General features: G+C 71.5%; 28 protein-coding genes. 8 read left to right on the forward strand and 20 right to left on the reverse strand.

Translation table 11 applies throughout. The annotated features are described in order from the left end of the window. Positions 1–5: 5 nt before the first annotated feature. Positions 6–758, reverse strand: coding sequence for a 4-hydroxy-tetrahydrodipicolinate reductase (gene dapB, locus NYZ95_RS03760; protein ID WP_262848842.1), 753 nt, complete (start codon positions 756–758; stop codon positions 6–8). A gap of 80 nt (positions 759–838) precedes the next feature. Between dapB and NYZ95_RS03765 the strand changes: the two genes are divergently transcribed. Together NYZ95_RS03765 and NYZ95_RS03770 are read left to right on the forward strand one after the other, a co-directional pair. After that, complete coding sequence (locus NYZ95_RS03765; RefSeq protein WP_262848844.1) at positions 839–1,900, forward strand: NYN domain-containing protein; 1,062 nt, start codon at positions 839–841, stop codon at positions 1,898–1,900. 160 nt (positions 1,901–2,060) lie between these two features. Continuing rightward, positions 2,061–2,264 (forward strand): cold-shock protein, encoded by a 204-nt coding sequence (locus tag NYZ95_RS03770; protein ID WP_262848846.1) that lies wholly within the window; start codon positions 2,061–2,063, stop codon positions 2,262–2,264. An 88-nt stretch (positions 2,265–2,352) separates the two neighbouring features. Here the strand turns inward: NYZ95_RS03770 and NYZ95_RS03775 are convergent, their stop codons facing one another. The 9 genes from NYZ95_RS03775 to NYZ95_RS03815 all read right to left on the reverse strand — a co-directional run bounded on the left by NYZ95_RS03775 (position 2,353) and on the right by NYZ95_RS03815 (position 12,607). Beyond that, entirely contained in the window at positions 2,353–2,595 is a 243-nt protein-coding gene (locus tag NYZ95_RS03775) for a hypothetical protein (protein ID WP_262848848.1), read from the reverse strand. Positions 2,596–2,753: 158 nt separating this feature from the next. After that, positions 2,754–3,983 (reverse strand): kynureninase, encoded by a 1,230-nt coding sequence (gene kynU / locus NYZ95_RS03780; RefSeq protein ID WP_262848849.1) that lies wholly within the window; start codon positions 3,981–3,983, stop codon positions 2,754–2,756. After that, positions 3,980–6,688, reverse strand: a complete 2,709-nt coding sequence (locus NYZ95_RS03785) for a cation-translocating P-type ATPase (RefSeq protein WP_262848851.1) — start codon at positions 6,686–6,688, stop codon at positions 3,980–3,982. The genes kynU and NYZ95_RS03785 overlap by 4 nt, the downstream gene beginning before the upstream one ends. 87 nt (positions 6,689–6,775) lie before the next feature. Beyond that, positions 6,776–7,972: an ABC transporter permease gene (locus tag NYZ95_RS03790; protein WP_262848853.1), complete on the reverse strand. Its 1,197-nt coding sequence runs from the start codon at positions 7,970–7,972 to the stop codon at positions 6,776–6,778. Further along, positions 7,969–8,688 (reverse strand): ABC transporter ATP-binding protein, encoded by a 720-nt coding sequence (locus NYZ95_RS03795; protein WP_262848855.1) that lies wholly within the window; start codon positions 8,686–8,688, stop codon positions 7,969–7,971. Before NYZ95_RS03795 ends, NYZ95_RS03790 begins: the two co-directional genes overlap by 4 nt. Then, a complete protein-coding gene (locus tag NYZ95_RS03800) occupies positions 8,685–9,746 on the reverse strand; it encodes a peptidoglycan-binding protein (RefSeq protein WP_262848857.1) in 1,062 nt (353 codons plus the stop codon). Before NYZ95_RS03800 ends, NYZ95_RS03795 begins: the two co-directional genes overlap by 4 nt. Further along, on the reverse strand, positions 9,743–10,339 hold the full coding sequence (locus tag NYZ95_RS03805; protein ID WP_262848859.1) for a hypothetical protein: 597 nt from the start codon (positions 10,337–10,339) through the stop codon (positions 9,743–9,745). The genes NYZ95_RS03800 and NYZ95_RS03805 overlap by 4 nt, the downstream gene beginning before the upstream one ends. 34 nt (positions 10,340–10,373) lie before the next feature. Further along, entirely contained in the window at positions 10,374–11,909 is a 1,536-nt protein-coding gene (locus tag NYZ95_RS03810) for a sensor histidine kinase (RefSeq protein ID WP_262848861.1), read from the reverse strand. Positions 11,910–11,911: 2 nt separating this feature from the next. Further along, the gene (locus tag NYZ95_RS03815; RefSeq protein ID WP_262848863.1) at positions 11,912–12,607 is read right to left on the reverse strand and encodes a response regulator transcription factor; all 696 of its coding nucleotides are present in this window, start codon (positions 12,605–12,607) and stop codon (positions 11,912–11,914) included. 128 nt (positions 12,608–12,735) lie between these two features. On the opposite strand from NYZ95_RS03815, the gene NYZ95_RS03820 reads away from it, so the two are divergent. After that, entirely contained in the window at positions 12,736–13,149 is a 414-nt protein-coding gene (locus tag NYZ95_RS03820; RefSeq protein ID WP_262848864.1) for a TIGR03667 family PPOX class F420-dependent oxidoreductase, read from the forward strand. Between the two features lies 1 nt (position 13,150). Here the strand turns inward: NYZ95_RS03820 and NYZ95_RS03825 are convergent, their stop codons facing one another. Further along, the gene (locus NYZ95_RS03825) at positions 13,151–13,753 is read right to left on the reverse strand and encodes a LuxR C-terminal-related transcriptional regulator (RefSeq protein ID WP_262848866.1); all 603 of its coding nucleotides are present in this window, start codon (positions 13,751–13,753) and stop codon (positions 13,151–13,153) included. Positions 13,754–14,087: 334 nt separating this feature from the next. On the opposite strand from NYZ95_RS03825, the gene NYZ95_RS03830 reads away from it, so the two are divergent. Next, positions 14,088–14,213: a hypothetical protein gene (locus tag NYZ95_RS03830; RefSeq protein ID WP_262848868.1), complete on the forward strand. Its 126-nt coding sequence runs from the start codon at positions 14,088–14,090 to the stop codon at positions 14,211–14,213. A 4-nt stretch (positions 14,214–14,217) separates the two neighbouring features. Here the strand turns inward: NYZ95_RS03830 and NYZ95_RS03835 are convergent, their stop codons facing one another. The 3 genes from NYZ95_RS03835 to rpsO all read right to left on the reverse strand — a co-directional run bounded on the left by NYZ95_RS03835 (position 14,218) and on the right by rpsO (position 18,355). Then, positions 14,218–15,543, reverse strand: coding sequence for a M16 family metallopeptidase (locus NYZ95_RS03835; RefSeq protein ID WP_262848870.1), 1,326 nt, complete (start codon positions 15,541–15,543; stop codon positions 14,218–14,220). Beyond that, positions 15,540–17,771 (reverse strand): polyribonucleotide nucleotidyltransferase, encoded by a 2,232-nt coding sequence (locus NYZ95_RS03840; RefSeq protein ID WP_262848872.1) that lies wholly within the window; start codon positions 17,769–17,771, stop codon positions 15,540–15,542. Before NYZ95_RS03840 ends, NYZ95_RS03835 begins: the two co-directional genes overlap by 4 nt. Positions 17,772–18,091: 320 nt before the next feature. Continuing rightward, positions 18,092–18,355, reverse strand: coding sequence for a 30S ribosomal protein S15 (gene rpsO, locus NYZ95_RS03845; RefSeq protein WP_262849943.1), 264 nt, complete (start codon positions 18,353–18,355; stop codon positions 18,092–18,094). 212 nt (positions 18,356–18,567) lie between these two features. On the opposite strand from rpsO, the gene NYZ95_RS03850 reads away from it, so the two are divergent. Further along, positions 18,568–18,774 carry a hypothetical protein gene (locus NYZ95_RS03850; RefSeq protein ID WP_262848874.1) on the forward strand — a complete coding sequence of 69 codons (207 nt, stop codon included), beginning with the start codon at positions 18,568–18,570 and terminating at the stop codon, positions 18,772–18,774. Between the two features lie 13 nt (positions 18,775–18,787). On the opposite strand, the gene NYZ95_RS03855 is transcribed toward NYZ95_RS03850, so the two are convergent. Then, on the reverse strand, positions 18,788–19,747 hold the full coding sequence (locus NYZ95_RS03855; RefSeq protein ID WP_262848876.1) for a bifunctional riboflavin kinase/FAD synthetase: 960 nt from the start codon (positions 19,745–19,747) through the stop codon (positions 18,788–18,790). A 114-nt stretch (positions 19,748–19,861) separates the two neighbouring features. Between NYZ95_RS03855 and NYZ95_RS03860 the strand changes: the two genes are divergently transcribed. From NYZ95_RS03860 to NYZ95_RS03870, 3 genes are read left to right on the forward strand one after another with little or no spacing between them, the layout of a single operon-like run. Beyond that, positions 19,862–20,182: a hypothetical protein gene (locus NYZ95_RS03860; protein ID WP_262848878.1), complete on the forward strand. Its 321-nt coding sequence runs from the start codon at positions 19,862–19,864 to the stop codon at positions 20,180–20,182. A gap of 41 nt (positions 20,183–20,223) precedes the next feature. Then, positions 20,224–21,615 carry a sensor histidine kinase gene (locus NYZ95_RS03865; protein WP_262848880.1) on the forward strand — a complete coding sequence of 464 codons (1,392 nt, stop codon included), beginning with the start codon at positions 20,224–20,226 and terminating at the stop codon, positions 21,613–21,615. Further along, positions 21,612–22,277: a response regulator transcription factor gene (locus NYZ95_RS03870; protein ID WP_262848882.1), complete on the forward strand. Its 666-nt coding sequence runs from the start codon at positions 21,612–21,614 to the stop codon at positions 22,275–22,277. The genes NYZ95_RS03865 and NYZ95_RS03870 overlap by 4 nt, the downstream gene beginning before the upstream one ends. A gap of 21 nt (positions 22,278–22,298) precedes the next feature. Here the strand turns inward: NYZ95_RS03870 and NYZ95_RS03875 are convergent, their stop codons facing one another. The 5 genes from NYZ95_RS03875 to rbfA form a co-directional block, all read right to left on the reverse strand. Then, entirely contained in the window at positions 22,299–23,183 is an 885-nt protein-coding gene (locus tag NYZ95_RS03875; protein WP_262848884.1) for a serine/threonine-protein kinase, read from the reverse strand. A 20-nt stretch (positions 23,184–23,203) separates the two neighbouring features. Continuing rightward, positions 23,204–23,611 carry a hypothetical protein gene (locus NYZ95_RS03880; RefSeq protein WP_262848885.1) on the reverse strand — a complete coding sequence of 136 codons (408 nt, stop codon included), beginning with the start codon at positions 23,609–23,611 and terminating at the stop codon, positions 23,204–23,206. Positions 23,612–23,728: 117 nt separating this feature from the next. Further along, positions 23,729–24,961, reverse strand: a complete 1,233-nt coding sequence (locus NYZ95_RS03885) for a phospholipase D-like domain-containing protein (protein WP_262848887.1) — start codon at positions 24,959–24,961, stop codon at positions 23,729–23,731. Between the two features lie 65 nt (positions 24,962–25,026). After that, on the reverse strand, positions 25,027–25,917 hold the full coding sequence (gene truB / locus NYZ95_RS03890) for a tRNA pseudouridine(55) synthase TruB (protein WP_262848889.1): 891 nt from the start codon (positions 25,915–25,917) through the stop codon (positions 25,027–25,029). Continuing rightward, positions 25,914–26,372: a 30S ribosome-binding factor RbfA gene (gene rbfA / locus NYZ95_RS03895; protein WP_372500448.1), complete on the reverse strand. Its 459-nt coding sequence runs from the start codon at positions 26,370–26,372 to the stop codon at positions 25,914–25,916. The genes truB and rbfA overlap by 4 nt, the downstream gene beginning before the upstream one ends. Between the last annotated feature and the right edge of the window lie 94 nt (positions 26,373–26,466).

Raw genomic sequence — 26,466 nt, forward strand, 5'->3', positions numbered from 1 at the left:
GAGCCTCAGGCGAGGCCGAGGATGCCGTCGAGCCCGACCGTGACGCCGGGGTGCGCGGCGACACCGCGGACGCCGGCGACGACGCCCGGCATGAACGACTCCCGGTGGACGGAGTCGTGACGGATCGTGAGCGTCTCGCCGCGGTCGCCGAAGAGCACCTCCTGGTGCGCGACGAGACCGCGGGCGCGTACGGCGTGCACGTGGACGCCGTCGACCACGGCACCGCGGGCCCCCAGGGGGTCGGACGTGGTGGCGTCGGGACTCGGCGCCGTCCCTGCGGCGCGGCGCGCCTCACCGATCAGCTCCGCCGTACGGGTGGCGGTGCCGGACGGGGCGTCGACCTTGTCCGGGTGGTGGAGCTCGACGATCTCGACTGACTCGAAGTACGGGGCGGCGATCTGCGCGAACCGCATCATCAGCACGGCGCCGATCGAGAAGTTCGGGACGATGAGCACCCCGACCTCGGGCGACTGCGCCGCCAGCTCGCGGACCTCGGCGAGCCGCGCGTCGTCGAACCCGGACGTCCCGACGACGGCATGGATCCCGTTGGCCACGCAGAAGCGTAGGTTGTCCATCACGACGTCAGGGCTCGTGAAGTCCACCACCACGTCGACGCCTGCGTCGACGAGGACCTCGAGCGGGTCGTCGGCGTCCACCGCCGCGGCGAGAACCAGCCCTTCAGCCGCCTCGATCGCCCGTACGGACTCTGATCCCATGCGCCCGCGCGCACCCAGCACCCCGACCTTGATCTCGCTCATGCGCCGATCATCCCACCCGGCCCGCCAGCGGTTCCGGCAGACTGTGAAGCATCCCTGCACCCGACCGAGAAGAGGCGCCGATGGCGGACTCAGGCGACACACGCGTCGCCGTCTACCTCGACTTCGACAACATCGTGATCTCGCGGTACGACCAGGTGAACGGCCGCAACCAGTTCCAGCGGGACAAGGCGAGGGCGTTCTCGACGACCGAGCAGGACGCCGACCCGGAGGTCGCCGACAAGCTCGCCCGCGCCACCGTGGACGTCGGGGCGATCATCGACTTCGCGTCGTCGTTCGGCACGCTCGTCCTGACGCGGGCGTACGCGGACTGGTCCGCGCCGGTCAACGCCGAGTACCGCGGCCAGCTCGTCAGCCGCGCGGTCGACCTCGTCCAGCTATTCCCCGCGGCCGCCTACGGCAAGAACGGTGCCGACATCCGCCTCGCCGTCGACGCGGTCGAGGACATGTTCCGCCTGCCCGACCTCACCCACGTGGTGATCGTCGCCGGTGATTCCGACTACATCGCGCTGGCGCAGCGGTGCCGGCGGCTCGGGCGCTACGTCGTCGGCGTGGGTGTTGCCGGGTCGACCAGCAAGTCGCTCGCGGCCGCCTGCGACGAGATGGTCACCTACGACGCTCTGCCCGGCGTCGAGCCGCCCCCGCCGCTGCCGGAGGCTGCGGCCAAGAAGGGCACGAGGTCCGGATCCAAGAAGTCCCGCACCGGCGAGCGTCCAGCACGGCCGGAGACGGCCGAGGAGCCGGCGTCCGCGGAGCCCGAGAGCGGCTCGCGGACGGGAAGCGCGAAGCGCGGTGCGCAAGCGCCCCGGGCGACCGTGCCGGTCTTCGCCGAGCCGGGCTTCGACGACCGAGGTGACCCCGACCCCGAGCCCGAGGACGCCCAGGAGCTCGCGACGCGGCTCCTCGAGCGTGCTCTGCGGCTCGGGCACGAGAAGGACGACGCCGACTGGCTGCACAGCTCCGCGGTCAAGAGCCAGATGAAGCGGATGGACCCGTCGTTCAACGAGAAGGCGCTCGGCTTCCGTTCGTTCTCCGACTTCATCCGCTCGCGGGAGGGCCTCGCCGAGCTCGACGAGAGCTCGACGGCGCGCCTGGTGCGACTGGACCCGAAGGGTTCGAGGTAGTCGGTGGTACGGTCGGTGTAGTTGTTGCAATGCCGTCACGCCGCAGAATCGAATGCAAGACCCTCGTTCTCGAGGCCTCTCGTTCTTCTCCCAGGTTGAGGTGATCGCGACACCAAGCCGCACGCGAACGTCGCGTGTGCACGACCGAAGGAGAAACATCATGGCGACAGGCACCGTTAAGTGGTTCAACGCTGACAAGGGCTTCGGCTTCATCGCGCCGGACGGCGGCGGCGAGGACCTCTTCGCGCACTACAGCGCGATCGCGGCCTCCGGCTTCCGCTCGCTCGACGAGGGCCAGAAGGTCGAGTTCGACGTCGAGCAGGGCCAGAAGGGCCTGCAGGCGGCCAACATCCGCCCGCTCTGACTCCGGCGCGGCCCAGCCGCGTACGACGAGAGCCCCCGCTTCCCTCTGGGAGGCGGGGGCTCTCGCGTGTCTGTGCGTCGGCGGGGCGTCAGCGACCCACGCTCAGCGGAGCGGCGTCGGGGTCGACGGCCTCGATGATCGCGCGCACCCGCTCGTTGTCACCTTCCAGGCACGCCACCTCGAAGTTGCCGACGGGCACGCGTCGCGACCCGATCCAGGTGTCGATCCCCTCCGCGCGGAGCGCGGCCAGGATCGGGGCACAGCTGCGTCCCTCCCCCGGGCTCCAGGCGGCGATGCGCGGGCGTTCGGGGCGGTCGTCGCTCAGTCCCATCCGACTCAGGTCACGCGGCTGGCGGCGTGACCTGCTGGAGGCTGACCTGACTGGATCAGGATGGTCGTTCATCGGGGGCACCGACTCTCCACTTGCCGGCGACGCGCCCAGGTGAGCACGTCGAACCGGTACCTCCACTGTACGCCACCCCGCCCACGTCAGGACTCGATCGAGCCGCCCTCCACGATCTGGCGCGTGAGGTCGAGAGCGGTCCACAGCTCCGCGTACGAGGTGGTCAGCGGCGAGAGGCCGAGCCGGATCATGTCAGGGTTGCGGAAGTCCGGGATCACCTTCGCCGCGTACATCGCGTCGGCGACCTCGCGGGCCCGCGGCCCCTGCACCGTGACGTGCCCGCCCCGTCGCGCGGGATCGCGCGGCGACGCGATCGTGAACCCGTGCGGGACGAGCCAGGCGTCTGCCAGCGCGACGCAGTGCTCGGTGAGCGCGACCGCCTTCTCGCGGATCGCCTTGATCCCCGCCTCGGCCACCAACGACACCGAGGCGTCCACGGCGACGATCCCGGGCACGTACGCCGTACCGGACAGCATCGCCCGGATCGACCGGTCCGCCTCGTACGACGGCCCCATCGCGAAGCGGTCGGAGCTGCTCCACCAGCCGGTGATCGGCTGGCTCACCGCGCCCAGGTGGCGCTCGGCGACGTAGACGAACGCGGGTGCGCCCGGGCCCGCGTTGAGGTACTTGTACGTGCAGCCCACCGCCAGGTCCACACCGAGCGCGTCGAGCTCGAGGGGGATGACGCCGGCGGAGTGGCAGAGGTCCCAGATCACGACCGCGCCTACCGCGTGCACCTGCTCGGTGACCGCCGCCATGTCGAGCAGCACGCCCGAGCGGTAGTCGACGTGGCTCAGCAGGACGACGGCCGTCCGCTCCGACAGCACGTCGTTCAGCTCGGCCCGTGAGACGCCCTCCACCACGTCAGGGCTCAGCCAGCGGACCGTCATCCCGCGCGCTGCGGCGACGGACTCGACGAGGTACCGGTCGGTCGGGAAGTCGGCGTCGCTCGCAACAACCTCGGTCCGACCCTCGCGCAGGCCGCACGCGGCGTGGAGCGCCTTGAACAGGTTGACCGAGGTCGACTCGGCGATGACCGTCTGACCCGCGGCGGCCCCGAGGCACGCCTCAGCGAGACGGTCGCCGACCTGCTCGGGCAGGTCGAGCCAGCCGTCCTCCCAGCTGCGGATCAGCCGCTGGCCCCACTCGTGGCGCAGGAGGGACTCGACCCGCTCCAGCGTCCGGCGCGGGGGTCGGCCGAGGGAGTTGCCGTCGAGGTAGGCGACGGGGTCGTCTCCGAGGAGGAACTCGTCGCGGTACGCCGCCAGCGGGTCGGCGAGGTCCAGCGCGACGGCGTCGTCGTACGTGAGCGTCATGCCCTGATCTCACCATGGGCCCCGCGCCACCGGTCGACCGCCTTGCCCGCCTCGACGAGGAGGAACACCGCGACCGCCAGCGCAGCCGTGTAGCCCCAGATGTCGAGCCCGATCGGAGCCGAGCCGAACCAGGTGTTCATGAACGGCAGGTAGACGAACGCGAGCTGCGAGACGACCATGGCGGCCGAGGCGATCCACACGACCTTGTTGCCGCGCAGCACCGCCGGCGTGAGGCTGGAGCGGTCCAGGTACCGACTGTTGAACAGGTACGCCAGCTGGCCGAGCGCGAGCATCGTCACCGCCGCCGTACGCGCCTCGGCGAGCCGCAGGCCGGCGTCGTACGTGCTCGTGAAGACCAGCAGCGTCGCACCGCCGATGAGCAGCGACACGACCACGATCCGCCACCCGTACGCGAGGTCGACGACGGACTCCCGCGGGTCGCGCGGAGCACGGTCCATGACCCCGGGCTCGGCACCCTCGTACGCCAAGGCGAGCGAGAGCGTGACCGCGGTGACCATGTTGATCCACAGGACCTGCACCGGCTCCAGGGGCAGTGTCATGCCGAAGAGCACGGCGATGAGCATGACGAGCGCCTGCGCCCCGTTCGTGGGCAGGAGGAACAGCACCGACTTGCGGACGTTGTCGTAGATCCGCCGGCCTTCCTCGACCGCGCGCTCGATGGTCGCGAAGTTGTCGTCGGCGAGGACGACGTCGGCGGCCTCCTTGGTGGCCTCCGTGCCCTTGATCCCCATCGCGACGCCGACGTCGGCCTGGGTCAGCGCGGGCGCGTCGTTGACGCCGTCCCCGGTCATCGCCACGACCTCGCGGTGGTGCTGCAGGGCCGAGACGATGCGAATCTTGTGCTCGGGGCTGGTCCGTGCGTAGACGTCGACCTCCCGGACGACCTCCCGCAGCTGCTCGGTGCTCATCGCCTCCAGCTCCGCCCCGGTGAGGACGCCGATCCCCTCGCCGTGGACCAGGCCCATCTCGCGGCCGATCGCGAGCGCGGTCCCGGCGTGGTCGCCGGTGATCATCTTCACCGTGATGCCGGCGCGCCGGCACTTCTCGATCGCGGCGACGGCCTCCGGCCGGGGCGGGTCGACGATGCCGACGAGCCCGACGATCTCCAGCCCTTCGCTGACGTCCTCGTCGGCGACCCGGTCTCCCGCGGGTGCCGGACCCACAGCGGCCGCGAGCACGCGCAGTCCCTGGGCACCGAGGTCGTCGATGTGCTGCTCCCACCACCAGCGGTCGAGCGCCTCGCTCGTGCCGTCGGCGGAGCGCTGCCGCGCGCACCGGTCGAGGATGCGGTCAGGCGCGCCTTTCACGAGGAGGACGGCCGCCCCTTCGGGGTCGTGGTCCAGGGTCGCCATGTACTTGGTCTGGGAGTCGAACGGGACCACGTCGACGCGGGCCCAGCCTTCCGCGTCGAACCCTGCCTTGAGCGCGAGCGTCCGGAGCGCGCCGTCGGTCGGCACCCCCACGAGTCCCCAGCGCCCGTCCTCGTCCACGCGTACGACGGCGTCGTTGCAGCGCGCCATCACCGTGACGAGGGCCGTGAGGTCGTCGTGCCCGTCGAGGGTCACCGGAGTGTCGCCGTCACGGATCTCGCCGTCGGGTGCGTACCCGATCCCGGTGACCTCGTACGTGCGGGCGCGCGTCACCACCGTGCGTACCGTCATCTCGTTCTTGGTGAGCGTGCCGGTCTTGTCCGAGCAGATCGTCGTCACCGAGCCCAGGGTCTCGACGGCCGGCAGCTTGCGGGTGATCGCGCGCTCCCTCGCCATCTGCTGCACGCCGAGGGCCAAGATGATCGTCACCAGCGCCGGGAGGCCTTCCGGCACAGCGGCCACGGCGAACCCGATCGTCGCGGAGACCAGGTCGGCTCCCGCGAAGTCGTGCACGACCCGGCCGACGACGACCATGACGACCGCGAGCACGGCGATCAGGAGCGCCAGCGCCTTCCCGAACGCGTCGAGCTGGCGGCTGAGCGGCGTCTCGAGGGGCTCCACCTCGTCGACGAGCGTCTGGATCTTGCCGACCTCGGTCTGCTGGCCGGTGGCGGTGACAACCCCGCGCGCGCTGCCCTGGGTGATCAGCGTGCCGGAGAACACCATGTCGGTCCGGTCGCCGACGCCGGCGTCGGCAGCGACGACGTCGGCGTCCTTGGCGGAAGGCACCGACTCCCCCGTCAGCGCCGACTCCTCGGCCTGCAGGTTCGAGGCAACCAGCAGCCGCAGATCGGCAGGCACCTTGTCGCCACCCCGCAGGCGTACGACGTCACCGGGGACCAGGTCCTCGGCGTCGACGCGCTCCCATCCGCCGTCGCGGCGTACGTCGGCCTGGACGCTGAGCATCGTCCGGATCCCGGCCAGCGCCTTCTCCGCGCGGCCCTCCTGGATCAGGCCGATCGCCGCGTTGATCACGGCGACCGCGAGGATCACCGTGAAGTCGACCCAGTCACCGAGCGCGGCCTTCGCCGCCGCAGAGGCGAGCAGGATGTAGATCAGCGTGTCCTGGAACTGCGCCAGCACGCGCCGCCACCACGGCGTCGGCTCAGGAGGCGGCAACCGGTTGGGCCCGACCTCCGTGAGCCGCCGCTGCGCCTGCTCACGCGTCAGCCCGTCCCGCGATGTGTCGAGGCGGTCGAGGACCTCGTCGACGGGAGTGGCCCAGACCGGCGGCTGATCGGTGATCTGCTGCATGCCCTTATCGAACCCCTCCCCGGCGGTGCTCGCACCCCGCGCGCCGACGCGCACGGGGTGGCGAGCACCACAGGCGTACGCCCGGGGTCACGGTGTCGCGAGGGCCTCCGTCGGCGACAGCCGGGCGGCGCGCACCGCGGGATAGAGCCCTGCCACTCCCCCGATGAGCAGGGTCGCGCCGAGCCCGCCGACGGTCGCCCAGACGGGAACGACGGTGATCCATCCCTGGTAGGCGGCGTACGCCGTCGTCACCCCGATCCCGAGCAGCAGCCCCCCGAACCCGCCGAGCACGCACAGGAGCTGGGACTCGGCGAGGAACTGGAGCCGGACCTGCCCTCGGGTCGCGCCCATCGAACGCCGCAGCCCGATCTCGGCCCGGCGCTCGAGGACCGAGATGACCATCGTGTTCGCGACGCCGACGCCACCGACCAGCAGGGCGACTCCCCCGAGGCCGAGGAGGAGCGCGCTCAGCGTCTTGTCGGACGCCTGCTGGGCGGCCAGCGCGTCCGACGGCCGGGACACCTCGACCTCGCTCGGGACCTGCGGGTTCGCGGTCGCGGCGAGGACGTCGCGGACCGCCTCCACGGAGTCCTCGTCGGCGCGGGTGTAGACGGTCGTCGGATAGCCGTCGAAGCCGAGCCGCGCCTCCGCCACCGGCCAGCCAACGAGGGCCGACATGTCGAGCTCCGGGGTGAGGGCGGAGGAGCGAAGGATGCCCACCACGGTGAACCACAGGTCGCCGAGCCACACCCGGACGTCCGGCCCCGGTGCGGTCACCCCCAGACGGTCCGCCGCCGCGCTGCCCAGGACAACCGCCGGGTAGCGTGCGGTCGCGGAATTGAGCCAGGCTCCGGCGGCGACGCTCGCGCCCGCCGTCTCGAGCAGATCGGTGCGGGCCGCCCGGACGGAGATGCCGCCGGACTCCTCCTCCGGAACGAGATCGTTGCGATAGACGTCGGCGTCGAGGGTCGCGGTCGCACTCGCCGAGCTGACAGGGCCGATGCGAGTGATCATCGCGACGGCGTCGTCGGGCAGGTGCGAGGAGTCCCCGAACAGGGTCTCTCCCGGCCCCACGGTCAGAAGGTTCGTCCCGAGCGCGTCGAGCTGTCGGTCGAGGTCCGCGCGGCTCGACGACGAGATGCCCACGACGGCGAGCATCGCGGCGATCCCGATCGCGATCCCGAGGGCGCTGAGGACCACCCGGAGTGGCCGCGCAACCAGGCCCGACGCCCCGACGCGGACGACGTCGCGGACCCGCATCCGGGCCGGCCGCAGCGCGCTCATCGCGCCACCGCCGTGGACCGCGGCACCGCCGTGGACGATGCCACCCCCATGGCCGTCACGAGCCGTCCGTCGCGCATCTCGACATAACGCGGGACGCTCCCCGCGATGTCGCGGTCGTGGGTGATCACGACGACGGTCGTGCCCCCGGCGTGCAGCTCGCGGAGCAGATCCATGACCACCGCGCCGGACGCGGAGTCGAGGTTGCCCGTCGGCTCGTCGGCCAGCAGCAGCGCCGGCTCCGCGACGACCGCACGCGCGATCGCGACCCGCTGCCGTTCTCCCCCGGACAGCTGGTGCGGCCGGTGGCCGAGCCGGTGCGCCAGCCCCACCCGCTCGAGCGCGGCCGCGGCTCGCCGCCGGCGCTCCTTCCGGGCGACCCCGAGATAGAGGAGGCCGTCGGCGACCCCGTCGAGCGCCGCCACCCCGGGAGCGAGGTGGAACTGCTGGAAGACGAAGCCGATCCGCCGCGCCCGGAGCGCGGACAGCTGCCCGTCGGACAGCCGTGCGACGTCATGACCGTCGATCTCGACCGTGCCGCTCGTCGGCCGGTCCAGCGTCCCCAGCAGGTGCAGCATGGTCGATTTGCCCGACCCCGACGGCCCGACGATGGCGAGCATCTCGCCGCGCGCGACTCGGAGCGTGACTCCGCCGAGGGCCGTCACCCCGCCGCCATACGTCTTCGCGACGTCGCGAGCGTCGACGATCCAGCGGCTCATGTCGGGACCACCACCGTCGTTCCCTCCGCGATCGCGTCCCCGGACACCTCCACCTGTCCGTCGGCGAACAACCCGACCTCGACCGCGACGTACGCGCTCGTGCCGTCGTCGCCGACCACCTCCAGGCCGTATCCGCCCTCGGCGAGCGCGAGCAGCGCGTTCACAGGGACGGCCAGGACGTCCTTGCGCTCGTCGGACACCAGCGTGACGTCGACCGGCGCTGCGTCGAGCCGGCCGAGCGCCTGCTTCCTGGCTACCCGCACGGTGACGGGGATCGTGGTCGTCGACTCTGAACCCGCCTCGTCGCCTCCCTGCTCCGTAGCCACCGTGCCGACGTCGGTCACGCGACCCGGGACGGTCGCCCCACCGGGAAGCGTCACGGTCACCCGGTCTCCCTCGCTCACGGAGGCCTGGTCCTCGGCGTCGAGGTCGACCGCGACCGAGCGACGGATCCCGGTGGTGGTCATCACCGGGCCGCTGGCCGGATCTCCGACGTCGCCCTGGTGCGAGGCCACCCGGACCGCCCCGTCGGACACCACGACGGCGCCGATCTCGACGCGTCCGGTCTCCTCGACGCCCACGTCGTCCTGCCACTGCTCGACCGCGTCGGCGGTGGCGTCGGTGTACTCCTCGTCGACCGTGAACCCGTCGTACCCCAGCGCGGCGAGGTTCCGCTCGAGCTGCTCGACGTCCTTGCCCTCAACCCCTTCCGACAGCACCCGGTACACCGGCACCGTGCCGTAGAGCAGGACCACGGGGCTGGCGTCGACCTCGTACAGGCGCTCGCCGCGCGCAACCACCTTCCCCTCCGCCCGCAGCCACGTGAGCGTGCCGCCGGAGCGTGACGACACCGTGGTCGCCGAGCCGTAGCCAAGCGTGCCGTCAACGGTCTCGGTGGCCGTCAACGTCGTGCGGACGATCTCGGCGGTAGCGGCCGTAGTGGGCTCCTCGGACGCCGGTTGTGCATCGTCTCCGCCGTAGCCGACCGCGGCCGCCGTCGCTCCCGCGATCCCGAGCCCCGCGCCCGCGGCCACCGCAACCCGCGTCAGGCGCCTCATGCCGAGGAGCCGTTCGTCTCGCCCCGCGCCCCGGGCTGAAGCTCCGCGCACGCCTCGAGCGCCTTCTCGGTCTTGTCGTCGTCCTGGAACCGGTGCAGCATGGGGCCGCCGTCGGCCTTCGGGTCCTCCATCGGGACCCCGTGCTCGCGCATGCACGCGGCGAACGTCCGCATCTCCTCGAGCTCTTCCTTGGACGGCTTGTGCGGCTTGCCATCCCCTGGCGCCAGCGCGCGGCAGGCCTCCATCGCCTTCTCGAGCGTGGCCCGGCTGGGTCCCTTGCCCTTCTCGCTCTTGATCGTGATCCGCGGTCGCTTCCCGTCCTTGCCGGGCTTCGGGTCCTCCATCGGGACGCCGTGCTCGCGCATGCAGTCCGCGAACTCGAGCGCCTTCTCCTCGTCGGTCTTGCCGTTGTCGGCGTTGGTCCCGTCGGTGCCGTCAGAGCTCGTGCCGTCGACCGACGCGACCGGGTCGTCGCCCCCGTCGGCGGTGCCACCGCACGCGCCGACCACGAGCATGACGAGGAGTGCGATCGGGACGGCCAGCAGCCGACTCGCAGAGTGCCCTCCACTGGAGGGTCGTGCTGTCGTGTTCATACCGGGAGCGTGGCGGTGCCGCCTCGCTGCTCCCTCAGGACGACCTCAAGGTCTCCTCAGAGTCCTGGTGACGAGGCAGGACCACGCGGAAGGTCGCTCCGTGCGGCGCCGTACGGAGGAGCGCGACTGCTCCACCGTGCGCCGTCGCGATCGCCGCCACGATCGAGAGTCCAAGTCCGGCACCACCTCCGGCGCCGCGGACCCGGCTCCGGTCCGGCCGGTAGAGGCGATCGAAGATCCTCGTCGCGTGCTCGGCCGCCACGCCCGCGCCGTCGTCGCGCACCTCGAGGAACACCGTCGGGCCCTCGGGCCGCGTCCCGACTGCTGCCTGGCAGGTGCCTGCGCCTTGTCCCGCTCCGCCCGGTCCCCGGCCGGTGCGGACCGTCACGACCGCCGCCGGAGCGGTGTGCTCGAGCGCGTTCGCGACGAGGTTGGTGGCGACCTGCCGTAGCCGGGCCTCGTCTCCGGCCACCAGCACCGGTTCGCCACCGTCGACGTCCATCTCGAGGCCGATCCGGCGACCGGGACACCGCGCACGGGCGTCGCGCACCACGTCCGCGGCGACGGTGACGAGGTCGACCCTCTCCCGTGCCGCCGGCCGCCGCTCGTCCAGTGCGGCGAGGACGAGCATGTCGTCGACCAGCGACCCCATCCGGGCCGCCTCGTCCTCGATCCTGCGCATCGCGGCGTCGAGCTCCGGCCCGGGCGGGGCGCCGCCTCGGCGGTAGAGCTCCGCGAACCCGCGGATCGAGGTCAACGGCGTCCGCAGCTCGTGGGAGGCGTCCGCCACGAACGCCCGCAGGCGTTTCTCGGAGGTTTCCCGGGCCGTCAGGGCGCCGTGTAGCCGTCCGAGCATGGTGTTGAGCGCGAGCCCGAGGCGTCCCGGCTCGGTGTGCGGGTCGGTGTCCGGCACCCTGGCCTCGAGCGCCCCGCCCGCGATCGCCACAGCCGTCGTCTCCATCCGCGTGAGGGGACGTAGCCCGACCCGGACGACCGCCAGCGCGACGCCGGCGATGAGCACGACCGCCGCGATGCTCACGGCGAGCCCGGTCCAGAGCAAGCGGGTCACCGTGGCCTCCACGTCCGACAGGGAGGCCGCCACGGCGAGGTACTCGCCGCTCGGCAGGGCGGAGATCGACATCCTCCACGGGGCGCCCCCCTCAACGTCGTCGACGGTGAACGTGTCGTCTCCCACCCGGTCGGCGAGCGCGTGGGCCGATGGGAGCCGTGGACCGCCCTCGCCCGCACCGCCGACCAGCGGAGTCCCGTGCCCGTCGGAGCGCACGTGCACCAGCCGGAGGGTCTCGCCCACGATGTCGTCGACCGTCATCCTGAGCGACGGCATCGGGTCCGCCGAGGGTGCCGACGCCGAGAAGCGCTGCTGAACGACGACCTGTCCTCCCGTCACCCGCTCCACCTGGGCGTCGACCCGATCGGTGAGGTAGCCGCGCAGGAGCGCCGTGCCGAGCAGCGTCACCACGACCATGGCCGCCCCGGCCGCCACCACGACGACCGCCGTCATCCGGGAACGGACGGTCCACGACCGCCACGGCCGGGGGCGTGCCGTCACGTTCACGGTCGCCGCTCCCGCAGGGAGTAGCCCACCCCGCGCACGGTCTGGATCAGGGGCTCCCCGTGCACGTCGAGCTTCTTGCGGAGCGTATAGACGTACGACTCGACGATCGCGCCGCTCCCGTCGAACTCGTAGCTCCAGACCCGGTCCAGGATCTGCGCCTTGCTCACGACCCGACCGGCGTTGGTCAGCAGGTAGCGCAGCAGCTTGAACTCCGTCGGGGACACCTCGACGTGGTGCCCCGCGCGTCGCACCTCGTGGGCGTCGTCGTCGAGCTCGAGGTCGGCGTACCGGACGACCGCGCACCCACTCTGCTCGGGCCGGCTCCTGCGCAGGATCGCGCGGACGCGCAGCACGACCTCCTCGAGGCTGAACGGTTTCGCGACGTAGTCGTCGCCGCCCGCGGTGAGGCCCGCGACGCGGTCGTCGACGCCGCCGCGGGCCGTGAGGAAGAGGATGGGGACGCCGCGGTCCGACGCCCGTAGTCGGCGTGCGACCTCGAGCCCGTCGAGGTCGGGCAGCATCACGTCGAGCAGGACGAGGTGCGGGTCGTACGCCTCCACGGCCGCGAGCGCCTCCCGGCCGGTGTGGGCCTGCCGGACGTCGAGGTCGACCAGCCGGAGCGTCGAGCTCAGGAGCGTGGTGATGTTCGGCTCGTCGTCGACGACGAGCACCCGCGAGCGCTCCCCTGCCATCGGGCCAGGCTCGCAGGCGTTCCTCACAGCCACCTCGGAGTGGCCTGAAGGTTGCCTGAGGAACACGGGCGACCGCGCTACGGTCGGGCAGAGGCGCCGGCGCGTGCCGGTGCGGAAAGGGGGACCCGATGACGAACGACGTCACGACGCTCTCCGCCGAGGTGCGCGAGCGGCTCGAGCGCGAGTACGTGGTGTGGCTGACAACCGTGAACGCCGCCGGAGAGCCGATCCCGACCCCCGTGTGGTTCGTCTGGGTCGACGACGGGGTGTGGATACGCAGCCAGCCCGTCGGCGCGAAGCTCGACCACGTCGGGGCGAACCCGCACGTCGCCCTGAACCTCAATGCCGACCGGACCGGGGGCGACGTCGTCGTCCTCAACGGCACCGGCAGCGTCGAGACGGCGATGTCGGACGCGATCTGGGACGCCTACGTCCAGAAGTACGCCGACCAGATCTCGGGGCTCGGCTTCACGCCGGACTCGTTCGCCGCGTCGTACTCGGTGCCCTTACGGGTCACCGTCGACCGCGTACGCGCCTGGTAGGTCAGCGCAGAAGACCGGCCTCGCGCGCCACTGCGACCGCCGCGGTCCGGCTCTCGACGCCGAGCTTGCCGAACACATGGACGAGGTGGGACTTCACCGTCGCCTCGCTGATGAACAGCGCCCGAGCGACCTCGCGGTTCGACAACCCGTCGGTCACCTTCGCGAGCACCGTCTCCCCTGCGGCCGCCCGCAGGACGGCCGACACCGGCTGGTCGGGCGCCGTGTCCTTGAGCAGGCCCTCGGCTCCCGCGTCGCGCTGCGCGGTGGCGAGGGCGTCCTGCGCCGCGAGCAGGTCGTCGCGCGCCTCGACGAGCGCGCGGACCAGGGCGCGCCGTCGTACGTCCTGCGCGACGAGCCGCTCGTACAGCAGGCCCATTCCGATCGCGACGGCCGCACCCACCGACGGCCCCAGCATACCGGCGACGACGTTGCCGTCCCCTTGCGCGAGCTGCGTCGCGACCACGGCGACGGTCATCAGCGCGACCACCGCGACCGCCGGCAGGAGGTGGACGCAGATGAAGAAGATCGCGAAAGCGACCCATGCGAACTCGGCCGACCAGAGCACGAGGAGGAGCCATCCGAGGACGAGGCTGCCGAGCCACACGCGCGCACGCCACGTGTCCGCTGTCGGCGCACCATCGCGAAGCGGTGACCAGCGCGTGCTGACCGAGCTGCATGGCGCGCAGCACGGCAGTCTCGTCGGAGCCGTCTCGCCGGACGGCGTCGTCCACCTCGGTCATGGTCCTCGCCACGGTAGCTCTGGGCACGCGCCGAGAATCCCGCGATCCGGCACCGGATCCGTCGTTCGATGGAGCGTCAGAGGGTGGCGATCGCCCGCCGCGCCCTCGTCAACGACCCCGCGCTACTGCTCGTGGACGAGCCCACAGCCGCCCTCAACTCGGCCCGCAGCCGCGAGGTCGTCGCGCTGCTGGCGCGGGATGACCCACGAGCATCGGCTGGCGACCGTGCTGGTCACCCACGACCTGGACACGCTGGACCTCACCGACAGCAGGACCGAGCTCGTCGACGGGGCTGTCATGCCGGTGGTGGCGCGTCCCGCGTGACGGGTCAGACGTCGATGGCGTCGAGCGACTCGAACGGGCCGACGACCGCGAGCGCCGGCTTGCCCGCGAACAGCCCCGCGACCTTGCGGGTGTCCTCGAGCGTGACGGCGTCGATGCTGGCCAGCAGCTCGTCGAGGCTCGCCAGCTCGCCGTAGAGGAGGTCGGCCTTGCCGATCCGCGACATCCGCGACCCGGGGTCCTCGAGGCCGAGCACGACGCTCCCCTTGAGCTGACCCTTGCCGCGCTCGAGCTCCTCGGCTGACAGGCCGCGCTCGGCGTACGTCGCGAGCTCCTCACGGACGACCTTGAGGACGTCGTGCAGCTTGCCCGGAGCACACCCCGCGTACACGCCGAGCATCCCTGCGTCGGCATAGCTGGAGCCGAAGGAGTACACGGAGTACGCGAGGCCGCGTCGCTCGCGGATCTCCTGGAACAGCCTCGACGACATGCCGCCGCCGAGGACGGCGTTGAGCACACCGACCGCGTGCCGTCGCTCGTCGCCCCGAGCGAGGCCGGGGAGCGCGACGACGACGTTGGCCTGCTCCGTGGGGCGGGTCACGAGCCCTCGCGCCCGGCGAAAACGAGCGGTGGTGGCGCGTGCCCGCTGGCGCGCCGGGCCGGTGTCGGCCGCAGCGGCCAGGAACGGCCCGAAGGCCTCCGCCACCTGGGCGACCACACGGTCGTGGTCGAGGTTGCCGGCAACGGAGACGACCATCGCCGACGGGCGGTAGCGGCGCCGGTAGTAGCGCACGATCTGCTCGCGGCTGAGCGTACGGATCGAGTGCGGCTCGCCGGCGACGGGACGGCCGAGCGGCGTGGAGCCCCACGCCAGCGAGGTCACGAGGCTGTGGACGACGTCGTCAGGGTCGTCCTCGTTCATGGCGATCTCTTCGAGGATCACGTCGCGCTCGGCCTCGACGTCCTCCGCACTGATCACCGAGTCGGTGACCATGTCGGCGAGGACGTCGATCGCGAGCGGGAGGTCGTCGTCGAGCACCCGCGCGTGGTAGCAGGTGTACTCCTTGCCGGTGAACGCGTTCATCTCGCCGCCGACGGCGTCGAGCGCCGCCGAGATCTCCAGCGCGGAGCGTGTCCGGGTCCCCTTGAACAGCAGGTGCTCGAGGAAGTGGGAGGCACCGGACAGGGTCGGGGTCTCGTCACGAGACCCGACCCCGACCCAGATGCCCAGCGTCGCCGTCCGCACGCCCGGCATGGCCTCGGTGACCACCCGCAGCCCGCCCTCGAGCACCGTACGGCGGACGAGACCGCCTTCGGTGAGGAGAGTGCGGGTGGTTCCCGGGGCCTGTGCCGGGTCGAGCGGAACGGTCACTTCTCGGTGTCTGCCTCGGCGTCGTCGCCTGCGACCTCGGCGGTCTCGGTCTCCTCGACCACCGGGGTGAGCGACAGCTTGCCGCGGTCGTCGATCTCGGCGATCGAGACCATGACCTTCTGGCCGACCTTGACGACGTCGTCGACGTTCTCGACCCGCTTGCCGTCGTTGAGCTCGCGCAGCTTGCTGATGTGCAGCAGGCCGTCCTTGCCCGGCATGAGCGAGACGAACGCACCGAAGTTGGTCGTCTTGACGACGGTGCCGAGGTAGCGCTCGCCGACCTCGGGCATGGTCGGGTTGGCGATCGCGTTGATCGCCGCGCGGGCCGCCTCGGCAGCCTCGCCCGACTCCGCACCGACGTAGACGGTGCCGTCGTCCTCGAGCGTGATCTGCGCGCCCGTGTCGTCCTGGATCTGGTTGATCACCTTGCCCTTGGGGCCGATGACCTCACCGATCTTGTCGACCGGGATGTGGATCGTGATGATCCGCGGCGCGTACAGCGACATCTCGTCCGGAGCCGCGATGGCTTCGTTCATGACGTCGAGGATGGTGAACCGGGCGTCACGCGCCTGGGTCAGCGCGCCGGCCAGGACCGACGCCGGGATGCCGTCGAGCTTGGTGTCGAGCTGGAGCGCGGTGACGAACTCGCGCGTGCCGGCGACCTTGAAGTCCATGTCGCCGTACGCGTCCTCGGCGCCGAGGATGTCGGTGAGCGTCACGTACTCCGTCTTGCCGTCCACCTCGCCCGAGATGAGGCCCATGGCGATGCCCGCGACCGGTGCGCGCAGCGGCACGCCGGCGTTGAGCAGCGACATCGTCGAGGCGCAGACCGAGCCCATCGAGGTCGAGCCGTTGGAGCTCAGCGCCTCGGAGACCTGGCGGATCGCGTACGGGAACTCCTCGCGCGACGGCAGCACCGGCACGAGCGCGCGGCCGGCGAGGGCGCCGTGACCGATCTCGCGACGCTTCGGCGACCCGACGCGACCGGTCTCACCGGTCGAGTACGGCGGGAAGTTGTAGTTGTGCAGGTAGCGACGCGCACGCTCGGGCGAGAGCGTGTCGAGCTTCTGCTCCATGGTCAGCATGTTGAGAGTGGTGACACCCAGGATCTGGGTCTCACCACGCTCGAACAGCGCCGAGCCGTGGACGCGCGGGATCGTGCCGACCTCGGCGTGCAGCGTACGGATGTCGGCCAGGCCGCGCCCGTCGATGCGGACCTTGTCGGTGAGGACGCGCTGACGGACGAGCTTCTTGGTCACGGCGCGGATCGCGGCGCCGATCTCCTTCTCGCGGCCCTCGAACTGCTCACCGAGCTTGTCGAGCACGTCGGCCTTGATCTCGTCGAGGCGGTCCTCGCGCTCGGCCTTGCCGGCGATCGTCAGCGCCTGGCGCAGGTCGTCGGCAGCGGCGGCCTCGACCGCGTCGTACGCGTCGTCCTGGTAGTCGAGGAAGACCGGGAAGTCCTGCACCGGCTTGGCGGCCGACGCGGCGAGCGCGGCCTGCGCCTCGCACAGGGTGCGGATGAACGGCTTGGCCGCCTCGAGGCCCTCGGCGACGATCTCCTCGGTCGGCGCGGTGGCGCCGCCACGGACGAGCTCCCACGTGGCCTCGGTGGACTCGGCCTCGACCATCATGATCGCGACGTCATCGCCCGCGATGCGGCCCGCGACCACCATGTCGAACACGGCGTTCTCGAGCTCGGAGTGCTTCGGGAACGCGACCCACTGGCCGTCGATGAGCGCCACACGGACGCCGCCGATCGGGCCGGAGAACGGCAGGCCGGAGATCTGCGTCGACGCCGAGGCGGCGTTGATCGCGAGGACGTCGTAGGCGACGTCGGGGTTGAGCGCCATCACGGTGATGACGACCTGGACCTCGTTGCGCAGGCCCTTCTTGAAGGACGGACGCAGCGGGCGGTCGATCAGGCGGCAGGTGAGGATCGCGTCCTCGCTCGGCCGGCCCTCACGGCGGAAGAACGAACCGGGGATGCGCCCGGCGGCGTACATCCGCTCCTCGACGTCGACCGTCAGCGGGAAGAAGTCGAAGTGGTCCTTGGGGTGCTTGCCTGCGGTCGTCGTCGACAGCAGCATCGTGTCGTCGTCGAGGAAGGCGGTGACCGAGCCGGCGGCCTGGCGAGCCAGCACACCGGTCTCGAAGCGGATCTCGCGCTTGCCGAATCGACCGTTGTCGATCACGGCAGTCGTCGAGTGGATCTCGGGTCCCGTCATGGGTGCCCCTTTCTCACGCGCTCGGCGCGTGGGTCTCGCGGAGCAGTCACGCGAGCAGGTCGTGCGCACCGTCTCGGTGCGCCGGCTCCGATGGGCGCCGGTCTTCGATCGAGGTCCGCCAAGTGCGTGCGTCGTACGCCGCAATCCGCGGGCCACTACCGAGGACCGAGCGTCGACCCGGGCGCTGCTCCGTCTGAATAGTGGTGCGATATGAAGTTGTCAGGTCGTAAGGTCGTCGGGGCCCAGTCTGCCCGAGCCCACGGACCTCGTGCATGCGACGAGCGGCCCGTCCGTGGCGGAGGGGCCGCTCGTCGCGAAGATCATCGACGCAGACCGAGGCGCTCGATGAGGCTGCGGTAGCGCGTGATGTCGTTCTTCTGGAGGTAGTTCAGGAGGCGACGACGCTGGCCGACCATGAGCAGCAGGCCGCGCCGGCTGTGGTGGTCGTGCTTGTGCGTCTTGAGGTGCTCCGTCAGGTGCGCGATGCGCGCCGTGAGGAGGGCCACCTGGACCTCCGGAGACCCGGTGTCGCCCTCGGACGTCGCGAACTCCGCGATGATGTCCTTGCGGTCGACGTCCTTGATCTCGGCAGGGGTGTACGTCTTGGTCGCGCTCACGCGGTCTCCTTCTGGTCGTTGCACGGCGCGCCGGGGCTGGTTCACCCGGGCACTCTGGATCCGTGGCCGTTCTGACGGCAACGTCCAGGGTATCAGCGGCCCTAGGCCATCCCTAATCTGCGCTTGCCACGGCTCGCGTGGACGCGCACGATCGAAGTACCGAGCAGCGAGGGGGACGCATGTCCGAGTTCGAGACCGAGTCGCACGACACCGAGGCTCCGCTGGACGACGACGAGCCCGACGCGCGTCTCGCACCCGATCCCGACGTCGATCCGAAGCCCGGCCTCGACGCCGGCGAGGTCGATCCTGACGCGGAAGCGGCCGAGGCCGACCAGCTCGACCAGGCGTGGGAGGTCGTGCTCGACGACGAGTTCGACGAGGACTGACCCGGCCGCCGGCTCAGACCGGGGTCCGCAGCGCGTCCCGTACGTCGAGGACGTCGCGGCGCATCTGCCCGATGAGCGAGGGCACGTCGTCGAAGCGGACCTGGCCGCGTACGCGGGCCACGAACGACACGTCGACCTCGACCCCGTACAGCTCGAGGTCGTCGCGGTCGAGCACGTACGACTCGACCCGGCGCTGCTGACCGTCGAACGTCGGGTTGGTGCCGACGCTGATCGCGGCAGGGAAGACCTCGCCGGTGTCGCGCCGGCGCAGCCACCCCGCGTAGACACCGTCGGCCGGGACGGCGAAGCCGACCGGGGGCGCGACGTTCGCCGTCGGGAACCCCAGCTCGCGACCGCGCTTGTCACCCTCGACCACCACACCGCGGACGCTGTGCGGCCGCTGGAGGACCCGTGCGGCCTCCGCCACGTCGCCCTCGGCGACCAGCGCGCGGATGTAGGTCGACGAGTACACGGTGGTGCCGTCACCATCGAGGTCGACGCCCTCGGCGGCGAACCCGTGGGCGGCGCCGCTGGCGACCAGCGAGTCGACGTCGCCGGCCGCCTTGCTGCCGTACGTAAAATTGGCACCGACCACCACGCCCGCCACCCCCAGCTGGCCGATCAGGATGCGCTCGACGAACTCCTCAGGACTCCACGACGCCATCTCGGCGCCGAAGCCCAGGACACGGACCTCGTCCGCCCCCGCCTCCTGGAGAAGCGCCACCCGCTGCTCGACGGAGGTGAGGAGCGCCGGCGCCCGGTCCGGTGCGAACACCGCGGTCGGGTGCGGGTCGAAGGTCACCGCAACCACCTCCAGCGGCGAGCCTGGGGACAGCTCCGCCGCGCGCTCACGCGCGCGTGCCAGGACATGCCGGTGTCCGACGTGGACGCCGTCGAAGACTCCGACGCTCACCACGCTGGGCTCGGTGCGCGGCTCAGTACGCGCGCCGTCGATCGCTCGCCAGACGTTCACAGGGCAACTGTGCCACGGACGCCCCTCGGGTTCGTGCTCCTCCCCCCGACAGCATGAGAGTTCTCTCATGCTCGCCTCATGCTGCTGTGAAGCTGCGCGAGGATGGTGGACGCCATGACGCTGTCGACCAAGATCGCCCTCGCCCTCCTCGGCGTGCTGATCGCCGTGGTCGGTGGGACCGCCGCCATGGCGGCGATGAGCAGTCCGACCCCCTCGCCCGCCGAGACCGAGCCGATCCGCATCACCCCCGTCCCCACCACCCCCGCTCCCCCACCGACCTCCACTCCGTCGGACCCTGCGCCGAGCCCGTCGGCGACCCCGTCGGACGACGATGACGATGACGACGACGACTTCGAGCCACAGCCCTCGACGCCCCGCCAGCTCGACGACCACGGGGACGACCACGGGGACGACGACGACGGAGACGACGACTGAACGCGGTCACAGGGTTCTCCGTACGCCAGCGGATCACGACGGTGGTCGCGCTGCTGACGGCGCTCGCCCTGGTGTCGGCCGGCCTCGCGGCGTACTTCGTGGAGATCCGCCGCGTCGACGCCCAGGTGCGCGAGCAGATCACCCAAGAGCTGCGCGAGTTCCAGACGCTTCAGGAGCGCGGCGTCGATCCGGCGACGGGTTCGCCGTTCGCCGACGCCGACAGCCTGCTGTCGACGTTCCTGACCCGCAACCAGCCCAACGCCCACGAGCGCATCGTCGCGTTCTTCGGCGACGGTGAGCGCCGTTTCCTGGGCCGGCGCGACTCCGCGCTCTTCTCCTCCCCCGACTTCGACGCTGCGGTCGACCGGCTGCGGACGACGGGTGGGACGGCCGTCATCGAGACCGACAGCGGCCAGCACGTGATGGCCGTACGTCCCGTCGTCGACGGCAGCGCAGACCCTGCAGCCTTCGTCGTCGCCTGGAACGTCACCGCCGAGCGGGCCGAGATCCGTAGCATGGTCCTCACCTACGGCGCGGTCGCGCTCGGCTCGTGGCTCGTCATCACGCTGATCGCGTGGCTCATCGCGGGTCGCCTGCTGCGCCCCGTCCGTACGCTCCGGGCGACCGCCCAGGAGATCGCCGACAGCGGGGACCTGGGGCGACGCATCGACGTGACGGGCCACGACGACCTGACCGACCTCACGGAGACCGTCAACGAGATGCTCGAGCGCCTCCAGGCCGCCTTCGCGTCGCAGCGCGAGCTGCTCGACGACGCCGGCCACGAGCTGCGCACCCCGTTGACCGTCCTGCGGGGCCACCTGGAGCTGCTCGACGCGGACGATTCCGACGACGTCGTCGCGACGCGAGGCCTGCTGCTCGACGAGGTCGACCGCATGAGCCTGCTCGTCGACGACCTCCTGGTGCTCGCGAAGGCGCGCCGACCCGACTTCGTCCGACCCGACGACGTCGACGCGGGTGCGCTCGCCGCGAGCCTGCTCGAGAAGTGCCGCGGTCTCGGCGACCGTGCCTGGACGCTCGATGCGGCGCCGGCCGACGGCACCGTCGTCCGGCTCGACCCGCACCGCCTCACCCAGGCGGTCCTGCAGCTGGCGGAGAACGCGGTGCGCCACACCGACGACGGCGACACCGTCGCGGTCGGTTGCGCGGTCGACGCCGAGACCACCACCTTCTGGGTACGCGACGCGGGCCCGGGCGTCGCGCCCGAGGACCGTACGGTGGTGTTCGACCGCTTCCGGCGAGGGAGCGACGCGCGCGGCGAGGGGTTCGGGCTGGGGCTCTCCATCGTCTCCGCCATCGCCGAGGCGCACGGCGGGTCGCTGCACCTCGACCCGTACCGCCCTGGGAAGGGTGCGACCTTCCGCATCACCCTTCCCCGCGACCGCACGGCGCACGAGAGAGGAGCCGAAGGGTGAGCAGCATCCTCCTGGTGGAGGACGAGGACCGGATCGCGTCGTTCGTGGCCAAGGGACTGCGCGCCGACGGGTTCACCGTGACCTGCGTCGCCGACGGGCAGACCGGGCTCGACTACGCCCTGACCGGTGACTTCGACCTGGTCGTCCTCGACATCGGCCTGCCGGTCCTCGACGGGTTCACGGTCCTCGAGCGCCTCGCCGCCGAGCGGCCCACCCTGCCGGTGATCGTCCTGACGGCACGCGACTCCGTCACCGACACCGTGGCCGCGCTCGAGGGCGGTGCGGCGGACTACATGAGCAAGCCGTTCCGCTTCGACGAGCTGCTGGCCCGTGTCCGGCTGCGTCTGCGGACGGTGGTGGCCCGCACCGCCTCCGACGACGTGCTCGAGCGCGACGGCGTACGGCTCGACCTTCGTCGGCGCGTGGCCTCCGTCGGCGAGACCGAGGTCGAGCTGTCCTCGCGCGAGTTCCGGCTGGCTGAGGTCTTCGTCCGCAACGCCGGCCAAGCCCTGTCACGCGAGCAGCTGCTCTCCCAGGTCTGGGGGTACGACTTCGACCCTGGCTCGAACGTCGTCGACGTCTACGTCGGCTACCTGCGCAAGAAGCTCGGGGCGTCGCGCATCACGACGGTGCGGGGTGTCGGCTACCGGTTCGGCAGCTGACACCCCGCACGGCGGACCGTCTCACGCCGCGGAGATCTTGAAGCCGGAGAGCCTCGCCTTCGGCATCGCCTCCATGAGCGGCTCGATCGCGAGCGCGACGTCACGAGGCTCCGGTCGGTGGCGCGGGTCGGGCGCCATGCAGGTGTAGACCAGCTCGGCGACCTCGACAGGGACGAAGTACGGCATGCGCCGCGGCCGGCTCACCAGCTGCGGGTAGCGCACCTCGAGCGGGTCGTCGCGCTCCCCTCGTTCGTACGGCGCGTAGCCGCACGCCGCGTGGTAGAGCGTGGCACCGAGGCCCCACACGTCGCTCGCCGGCGACGGCACGCCGTACCCTTGCGGGTCTGCCTGCTCCGGCGCGAGGTAGTCGTCGGTCCCCACGACGTAGTCGAGCCGCGCCGCCGCCTCGGTCCTGCGCGCGAGGCTCAGGTCGATCAGGCGTGCGGGCGCCCCCATGATGACGTTGCTCGGCTTGACGTCGAGGTGCACCACGTCACGGACACGCAGGTAGTGCAGCGCCGACGCGAGCTCCAGACCGAGAGGGAGCAGCTGTTGGACGGGCAGCGCGCCGTGCCTGCGGACCAGCGACGAGAGCCGGGGCCCGTCGAGGTTCTCCAGGATGAGGTGCGGGCGCGCCCCGTCGAGCTGCACGCCGAAGCGGCGCACGATCGCCGGGTGCGCGAGGTCGGCGAGCATGTCGGCCTCGCGCTCCAGCCCGCGCAACGTGACCGGGTCGTCGACCTGGTCGGGCCGCACGACCTTCACGACGACGGGCGCGTGAAGGATCTCGTCGAACGCCAGGTACGCCTCGTACGCGTGGCCGCCGCCGAGCAGACGCATGGCGATCAGGTCCTCAGCGATGGCGTCACCGCGGGCCAGGCCCCAGGACGCGAGCTGGTTGGTCATGTCGTCCTCCTCCCGGCGGCTCAGGCGCGACGCGAACGAGTGTCGTTCTTGCTGCGGTCGTTCGTCCGGTCGGCCGAGCGGTCGCGGGTCTTCGAACCGCCGTCACGCGTCCAGTCGCGGGTCTTGTCGCCGCGGCTGAGGTCGCGGTCGCGGCTCACCCGGGTCTTGCGGCTGTTCGTGCGGTCGCGCGAGCGGGCGGAGGCGCGGCTGGCCTTGGTCCGGGTGTGGGTGTCGGCCTGGCGGCCGGCGTCGTCGTCATCGTCGTCGTCGGCGACCAGCACCACGGCGTCGTCGCCGTCGATCCGCTTGGTGACGGCCGGTGTCTCCGCGCTGGCCGTCGTCATCGACGAAGCGCCCCAGGCGACGCCTCCGAGCGCGACGGCAGCGCCCAGGGCGACGACTCCCGTACGGATGATCCTGCTGCTCATGGTGCTCTCCTCGTGCTCTCGCCGGCGGACCGGCTGCGAATCTGGCACCACTCACGGTGCCGGTCCGTCGTGAGACCTCAGTGAGGCTCGCGTGAGAGCCCTCTCATCGAGAGGCGGTCAGAGGAGCGGGCGCAGCGGCACCAGCACGGCCTCGCTGAACCGGGCATGGAGGCGCCGGCTCGTCCACTCCTCCAAGGTGAGCTCGCGCGTGGCGGTGCTGTCGTGGGCGAACACCTTGTCCATGAGGGCGGCCACGCCTTCGTCGACGATCTCGGCGTTGATCTCGTAGTTGCCGGTCAGGCTGAGGCGGTCGATGTTGGCCGTGCCGATCGTCGACCACCGACCGTCGATCGTGGCCGTCTTCGCGTGCACCATCGCGCCCTGGAAGAGCAGGATCTTCACGCCACCGCGCAGCAGCTGCGAGTAGAAACCCCGCGACAGCCAGTCCGCGAGGACATGGTTGGACACCTCCGGGACGAGCACCCGCACGTCGACGCCCCGCTGGGCCGCGCGCAGGAGCGCCGCCAGGACGTCGTGGTCGGGGATGAAGTACGCCTGGGTGATGGCGATCGAGCGGCTCGCGCGGTCGATCGCGTCGAGGTACATGTTGCGGATCGGGAACGACAGGTGGATCGGCGAGTTGCGGTGGGCCCGGACACGCGGCTCCCACTGGACAGCACCCGGGTCGGGGAGCTCGGGCATCCCGCGATCACGGTGGAGGTTCCAGAAGTCGACGAACGCGTTGTTGAGCTCCCAGGTCAGCGGCCCTTCGATCCGCAGATGGGTGTCGCGCCACTTCGTCGCGTAGTCCGAACCGATGTTGTAGCCGCCGACGAACCCCACCTTGCGGTCGACGACCAGGATCTTGCGGTGGTCACGCCCCGTCTTCCGGATCCGCAGGACCAGGATCCACGGGTTGAAGAACGGGTAGCGCAGGACGTGGACCGCCGGAGGGAAGCGCTTGAAGGACCGCTTGACGACGAAGTTCGCGAACGAGTCGAAGATGACGTGGACCTTGACGCCGCGCTCGGCCGCCTCGATCACCGCCCGCTTGAACTCCTCCCCGACCTCGTCGCCCTTCCAGATGTAGGACTCGAGGAGGATCTCCTGCTGGGCGCCGCGGATCTCGGCAAGCATCGCGTCGAAGAGGTCGCGGCCGTACGTGAAGATCGTGAGCGTGGAGTCGCCGATCTTCTCCGAGATCGGCGGGAGCCGCGGGAACGTGACCGCGTCGTCGTCGGTGCGGTGCTTGCGCCGTGCGTCGACCGTCATGAGGACGGCGGTGACGACGACGATCAGGGCGAACCAGATCAGCGCGACCCAGAGCAGCACCGAGAGCAGCGTCGACATGGGCACCAGCGTAGAGCCCGTCGACTCGCGAGCATGTTGGGCGTACGACGCAGGGCGCCGACGCCTCAGCCGACGAAGACGGCGACGGGTCGCGCGTCGGCACCGTCCTGCTCGTACAGCGCGAGGAACGTGCCGTCGGGCGCGAACACCGCGACCGGCCCTGCCGCGCCCAGCGTGCACCCGCGCAGCGGACGACCGAACGTCACGTCCGCGGCCGCGGCCTCGTCCAGGTCGACGCTGGGGAACGAGGCACGTGCGGCCTCGTCGAGCCCCACCACGGTGAAGTCCTCCGCGAGTGCGTCGAGCGTCCGTGCGACGTCGAGGGTGAGGCCACCGACGCGCGTGCGGCGCAGGCGCGTCAGGTGCCCGCCGACACCCAGCGCGGCGCCGAGGTCGCGCGCCAGGGCCCGTACGTACGTGCCGCTGGAGCACGCGACCACGGCCTCGACGTCGACCGCGCCGTCGGCCGCCGGACGCAGGTCGTCGAGGTCGAAGCGCGACACCGTGACGGGTCGCGCGGCGAGCTCCACCTGCTCCCCCGCCCGTACGCGCGCGTACGCCCGCTTGCCGTCGACCTTGATCGCCGACACCGACGACGGGACCTGCGCGATGTCACCGGTCAGCGCAAGAGCCGCCTCGCGGACCTGCGCCAGGGTGAGACCGGACGCGTCGGCGCGCGCCACCTGCTCGCCCTCGGCGTCGTCGGTCGTCGTCGACTCCCCGAGCCGGATGGTGGCCTCGTACTCCTTGTCGTGCCCGGCGAGGTGGCCGAGCATCCGCGTCGCGCGGTTGACGCCCAGCACGAGCACCCCGGTCGCCATCGGGTCCAGCGTCCCGGCGTGGCCGACCTTGCGGGTGCCGGCCAGGCGCCGGACCCGCCCGACGACGTCGTGCGAGGTCCAGCCCGAGGGCTTGTCGACGACGACCAGCCCGCTCGGTGCCGCCGCGCTGCTCACTCCTGAGAGTCGAGGTCGTCGGCCTCGTCCAGGTCGTCGACGTCCTTGACCTTGTACGGGTCGGGGTCGCCCGCGTACTGCGCCCCCGCCGCCTTCTCTGCCACCCGTGCGTCGCGCTCGCGTGCCCGGTCGAGGAGGTCCTCGATCTGACGTGCGTTCTCGGGGACGGCGTCGCGGACGAACTCCAGCGACGGCGTGTGACGCATGCCGAGCTGCTTGCCGACCTCGGAGCGGATGAGCCCCTTGGCGCTCTCCAGCGCCGCGGCGGTGCCCTCGAGCTCCTCGGCGTCACCCATCACGGTGTAGAACACGGTCGCGTGCTGGGTGTCACCCGTGACCCGGACGTCCGTCACCGTGACGAACCCCAGGCGGGGGTCCTTGATCCTGCGGTCGAGCATCTCGGCGACGACGACCTTGACCCGGTCGGCCACCTTGTTGACCCGCATGCTTCCCACGACTAGCTCCTTCGTACGTGGAGACGGGGGGGGGGCCGCGGGCGGCGCCCCCCGCCACGCCCCCGTGTGCCGACGGTTGCCCACGCCCCGCGAC

This window comes from Mumia quercus, from assembly GCF_025506335.1.
GTDB classification, from domain to species: Bacteria; Actinomycetota; Actinomycetes; order Propionibacteriales; family Nocardioidaceae; genus Mumia; species Mumia quercus.